This is a genomic window from Pseudorhodoplanes sp., from assembly GCF_046289595.1.
Taxonomy (GTDB): Bacteria; Pseudomonadota; Alphaproteobacteria; order Rhizobiales; family Xanthobacteraceae; genus Pseudorhodoplanes.
The window spans coordinates 1-5387 of record NZ_JBKBVB010000184.1 but is presented as its reverse complement, the minus strand read 5'-3'; the positions used below and the strand labels follow the sequence as shown (position 1 = coordinate 5387).

Below are 5387 nucleotides of genomic sequence, written 5' to 3'. Positions count from 1 at the left end.
GTCGGACGGCGGCCGATGATCTTCCTCACCTATCTGGTCTCGGGTGTGCTGCTGGCGATCACCGGCTGGCTGTTCATGGACGGTTATCTCACCGCAACCACGCAAACCGTCGCCTGGATGATCATCTTCTTTTTCGCCTCGGCCGCCGCAAGCTCCGCCTATCTGACGGTGAGCGAAACCTTCCCGCTGGAAATCCGCGCACTCGCCATCGCCATTTTCTATGCGATCGGCACCGGTATCGGCGGCGTCGCCGGTCCGCTTGTGTTCGGGCTCCTGATCGAGACCGGTTCGCGTCCAACGGTCTTTATGGGCTATGTGTTTGCGGCTGCGCTGATGATCGCGGCGGCGCTGGTCGCGCTGCGTTTCGGGGTTGCGGCCGAACGCAAGCCGCTGGAACAGGTCGCGCGCCCGCTCGCCAGCATTGACTGAGAGCGGCAATCCGGCGCTGGGCAAAATCCTGAAGCTCGCCTATGGTCGCGCGCCGGACCGAAACATGGGATCAGACGATGCGAGGTTTGCTTTGGAGCGCGCTGTCGGCCGCGCTGGTGTTCCAGGCGGATTTGTCCGCCGCGCAGGCGCTCGACAAGGTCACGTTCGGCACCAATTGGGTGGCGCAGGCCGAACATGGCGGCTTCTATCAGGCGGTGGCCGACGGCACCTACAAGAAGTTCGGACTCGACGTGACGATCCTGCCCGGCGGGCCGAATGCGAATAACCGCATCCTGCTTCCGGTCGGCAAGATCGATTTCTACATGAGCGCGAATCTGCTGCAGGCCTTCGACGCGGTTGCGCAGAATATCCCGACCGTCGCCGTCGCCGCGAGCTTCCAGAAGGATCCGCAGGTGCTGATGGCGCATCCGGGCCAGGGCATCGACAGGTTCGAGGATCTGAAGAAGCTGACCATCCTCGTCTCCAAGGAGGGCATGGCCGGCTATTACCAATGGCTCAAGAGGGATTACGGTTTCACCGACGCGCAGGTGCGGCCCTATACCTTCAACCCGCAGCCGTTCCTCGCCGACAAGAAAATGGCGATGCAGGGCTATGTCACGTCTGAGCCCTATGCGGTGGAAACGCAGGGCAAGTTCAAGCCGGTGATTTTCCTGCTCGCCGACCAGGGCTTCTCCACCTATTCGACCCTGATCGAAACGCGGCGCGATCTGGTCGAGAAAAGGCCGGATCTGGTGCAGCGCTTTGTCGATGCCTCCGCCATCGGCTGGGCCAATTATCTCTACGGCGACAACAAGGCCGCGAACGAATTGATCAAGAAGCATAATCCGGAGATGACCGACGCGCTGCTTGCCTATTCCATCGACAAGATGAAGGAATACGGGATCGTCGACTCGGGCGACTCGATCAAGCTTGGCCTGGGCGCGATGACCGACGAGCGCATCAAGGATTTCTTCGACAAGATGGCGCGCGCGGGCGTGGTGAAACCGGACCTCGATTACAAGCGAGCCTATACCCTGCAATTCGTCAACAAGGGCGTTGGCACCGACATACGCCCCAAATGATCGTCATGGCCGGGCATAGCCGTCGAAGACGGTGTCGTTGACGCCTTGTGTCCCGGCCATCCACGTCTTTACTCTATTGCAGCTGAAAGAAAGAAGGACGTGGATGTCCGCGACAAGCGCGGGCATGACCGAGTGAATGGCCCGATCTCTCCAAACAACCGACTTGCCCCTCGTTTCCCTCCACGGTGTCGGCAAGACCTTCCCGAGCGGCGTCGTGGCGCTGCGCGATGCCACATTCTCCGTGCGCGAGCATGAATTCGTCTCGCTGCTGGGGCCGTCCGGCTGCGGCAAGTCGACCGCGCTCCGCATTCTCGCCGGTTTGATCGAGCCCTCCGACGGCGATGTGATCTGGCACGGCGGCGCCGCGCCGGACGGCTCGAAAGGCGAAATCGGCTTTGTGTTCCAGGAGCCGACGCTGATGCCCTGGGCGAATGTCGCGGGCAATGTGCATCTGCCGCTCAAGCTTGCCGGTATCGGCCGCGAGGCCGCCATGCCGCGCATCCGCGAGGCGCTGACGCGGGTCGGCCTCGGCGCATTCGAGACTGCCTATCCGCGGGAGCTGTCCGGCGGCATGAAGATGCGGGTGTCCATCGCCCGCGCATTGGTGACGCAGCCAAAACTCCTTCTAATGGACGAACCGTTTGCCGCGCTCGACGAGATCACCCGGTTCCGCCTCAATAACGACCTGCTGACGCTGTGGGCCGCCATGCGCCAGACCGCGATCTTCGTCACCCATTCGGTGTTCGAGTCGGTCTATCTGTCGAGCCGCATCATCGTGATGACGCAGCGGCCCGGCCGCGTGCATGCGCAGATCGCTGTGGACGCGCCCTATCCGCGCACCGAGGCGTTCCGCACCTCTTCCGACTATGCCGCTTTGTGCCGCAAGGTCTCGGAAGCGCTGGTGGAAGCCATGGCACAGGACGATCTGGCGCAAGGTTCGGGAGAGCGCGCGGCATGACCACGCGGCCGGCCACGCGCGCCGAGGAGGCGCTGGAGCGCACGCGGCGCGAACGCTTGCTGCGCGGTGCGCTGCCGCTTGTCGCGCTCGGCCTCGGCATTCTGGTCTGGGATCTTGTGGTGCGGATCAACGACATCCAGCCCTATGTGCTGCCGTCGCCCGGCCTCGTATTCCGCACGCTGATCGCCGACTGGGCCCTGCTGTGGTCCTCGCTTCTGGCGACGCTGACGGTGACCTTTCAGGCCTTGCTGCTCGCTTTTGCCGGCGGGGTCGCTCTGGCGATCGCGTTCAATAAGTCGCGGCTGGTCGAATATTCATTCTATCCCTATGCGGTGATCCTGCAGGTGACGCCGGTCGTTGCGATTGCGCCGCTGCTTCTCATCTATCTGCCGCAGCAGGCGGCGGTGCTGGCCTGCGCCTGGATCGTGGCGTTCTTTCCGGTGCTGGCCAACACCACGCTCGGCCTGAACTCCGTGGACCGCAATCTCGCAGAACTGTTCCGGCTTTATGGCGCGTCGCCGTGGCAGGTGCTGCGCGACCTCAAACTGCCGGCCGCCCTGCCCTATATGCTGGGCGGGCTGAAAATCGCGGGCGGGCTGTCGCTGATCGGCGCGGTGGTCGCGGAAATCGCGGCAGGCTCCGCGGGCGCGGGCTCAGGGCTTGCCTATCGCATCGCCGAAAGCGGCTACCGGCTCAATATCCCGCGGATGTTTGCGGCGCTGATCCTGCTCTCCATCGCGGGCGTTTTGATCTTTGCCGCGCTGTCGCTGGTCTCGCACCTGGCCCTGCGCCGCTGGCACGAAAGCGCCAATACAGACGGCTGAGCGCCGCAGCCGCGCATTTTACTTCTTCGCCGCTGTCAGAAAATCGAAGTCGCAGCCCTGGTCGGCCTGCTGTACGTGCTCGCGATAGAGCTTCGCATAGCCGCGCTGCGCCTCGTAAGGCACCGGCGGTGCCCTCCAGTCCTCGCGGCGCTTGTCCAGTTCGGCATCGCTCACCAAGAGATCAAGCCTGCGGTTCGCAACGTCGAGTCTGATGCGGTCGCCGGTCTTCACCAGCGCGAGCGGTCCGCCGACCGCGGATTCGGGCGACACATGCAGCACGATGGTGCCGAACGCGGTGCCGCTCATGCGCGCATCGGAAATGCGCACCATATCCTTGATGCCTTGCTGCGCCAGTTTCTTCGGGATCGGGATGTATCCTGCCTCCGGCATGCCGGGCGCACCGATGGGACCGGCATTGCGCATCACGATCACGTCGTCCTCGGCGATCTCGAGCGCCGGATCGTCGATGCGGTTGGTCATGTCCTCGACCGACTCGAACACCACGGCACGGCCCTCATGCTGCATCAGCTTCGGTGAGGCCGCGGCCTGCTTGATGACCGCACCGCGCGGGCACAAGTTTCCGCGCAGGATCGCCATGCCGCCCTCTTTCTTCAGGGGCGCGCTTCGCGGCCGGATCACGGTCTGGCCCGGCACATCCTCGAAGGTCTTAATGGCATCGCCGAGCGTGCCGCCCATAACATGCTTGGCGTCGAGCTTGAGCAGATCTTTCAGTTCCTGCATCAGCCGCGGCACACCGCCGGCATAGTGGAAATGCTCCATATAGTGATCGCCCGACGGCTTCAGATCGACCAGCACCGGGGTCCGCTTCCCGATTTCGTCATACTCGTCCAGCGACAGCGGCGTGTTCGTGCGCCCGGCGATCGCGGAGAGATGCACGACGCCGTTGGTCGAGCCGCCGATCGCCTGCAGCATCACGATGGCATTGTGGAGCGCATCCTTGGTGATGATATCCGACGGCTTCGGTCCGCCGCTTTTCGCAAGCGCAGCTGCCTGCTTGCCGGTCGCTTCAGCGATCCGCACGCGATCGGCATGCACCGCCGGAATCGTGGCTGCGCCGGGCAAGGTCATGCCCATCGCTTCCATCATGCAGGCAATCGTGCTCGCGGTGCCCATCACGCCGCAGGTGCCGACCGACGGAACAAGACGCGCGTTGGCGATCTCGATATCCTCGGCGCTCATGCGGCCGCCGCGAAACTCGCCCCACAATCTGCGGCAATCGGTGCAGGCGCCGAGCACCTCGCCTTTGAAATGACCGACCAGCATTGGACCCACCGGCAGCACGATGGTCGGACGATCCGCGCTCACCGCCGCCATGACCTGCGCCGGCGTGGTCTTGTCGCAGCCGCCGATCAGCACCACCGCATCGGCCGGCAGCGCCCGCATCATTTCCTCGGTGTCCATCGCCATCAGATTGCGCAGGAACATCGAGGTCGGATAGGCGAAGCTCTCGTGAATCGAGATGGTGGGGAATTCCATCGGCATCGCACCAGCGAGCATCGCGCCGCGCTTCACCGCCTCGATCAGTTGCGGCACGTTGCCATGGCAGGGATTGAAGTCGGAATAGGTGTTGGTGATGCCGACGATCGGCCGGTCGAGCGCATCGTCGGAATAGCCCATGGCCTTGATGAAGGCCTTGCGCAGGAATAGCGAAAAGTCCTTGTCGCCGTAGCTCGTCAGTCCCTTGCGCATGCCTGCCGTCACTTCATTGCTCCATCGGCGTCATTCCGCGGTGCTGATGCAAACCCGCCCGGAATGACCACATTTGTACTTCTCTATGGAGGACGGTTTGGACACGCAAGTGGAGGCCAATTCTGCTCCTGCACCGAAACCTATGCATTTTCACAGTGTCGCAGCCCTTCGCCGTTAGCGGGCTGAAATCTCCCGTGCCGCGGCCTTGAGGCAGTCGATCAGCCGCGCCGCGGCAGGCGGCAGCGTGCGGCCGCGCGTGCGTATCGCAGACAGGGCGGCGGCCGTGCGCATGGTTTCCGCCGGAACCCGCTTGAGAAGGCCGAGCGCCTCGAAATAGGCGGTGATGTCTTCCGACAGCACCCACAACAGATTGCGCGCATTCAT

6 protein-coding genes are annotated in these 5387 nt (G+C 63.5%); 4 read left to right on the top strand and 2 right to left on the bottom strand.

The window, feature by feature from the left end; all coding sequences use genetic code 11:
* The 4 genes from ACK41X_RS22360 to ACK41X_RS22345 form a co-directional block, all read left to right on the top strand.
* Positions 1-429, top strand: a 429-nt coding sequence (locus ACK41X_RS22360; protein ID WP_409728186.1) for an MFS transporter, incomplete at its 5' end; no start/stop codon positions are given.
* A 77-nt stretch (positions 430-506) separates the two neighbouring features.
* On the top strand, positions 507-1511 hold the full coding sequence (locus ACK41X_RS22355; RefSeq protein WP_409728183.1) for an ABC transporter substrate-binding protein: 1005 nt from the start codon (positions 507-509) through the stop codon (positions 1509-1511).
* 136 nt (positions 1512-1647) lie between these two features.
* A complete protein-coding gene (locus ACK41X_RS22350; protein ID WP_409728181.1) occupies positions 1648-2469 on the top strand; it encodes an ABC transporter ATP-binding protein in 822 nt (273 codons plus the stop codon).
* Positions 2466-3293, top strand: a complete 828-nt coding sequence (locus ACK41X_RS22345; RefSeq protein ID WP_409728178.1) for an ABC transporter permease — start codon at positions 2466-2468, stop codon at positions 3291-3293. Before ACK41X_RS22350 ends, ACK41X_RS22345 begins: the two co-directional genes overlap by 4 nt.
* An 18-nt stretch (positions 3294-3311) precedes the next feature.
* Here ACK41X_RS22345 and ACK41X_RS22340 read toward each other — a convergent pair whose 3' ends face one another.
* Positions 3312-5015, bottom strand: coding sequence for an IlvD/Edd family dehydratase (locus tag ACK41X_RS22340; protein WP_409728176.1), 1704 nt, complete (start codon positions 5013-5015; stop codon positions 3312-3314).
* A gap of 162 nt (positions 5016-5177) precedes the next feature.
* The coding region (locus ACK41X_RS22335) for a hypothetical protein (protein ID WP_409728173.1) at positions 5178-5387 on the bottom strand (210 nt) is incomplete at its 5' end.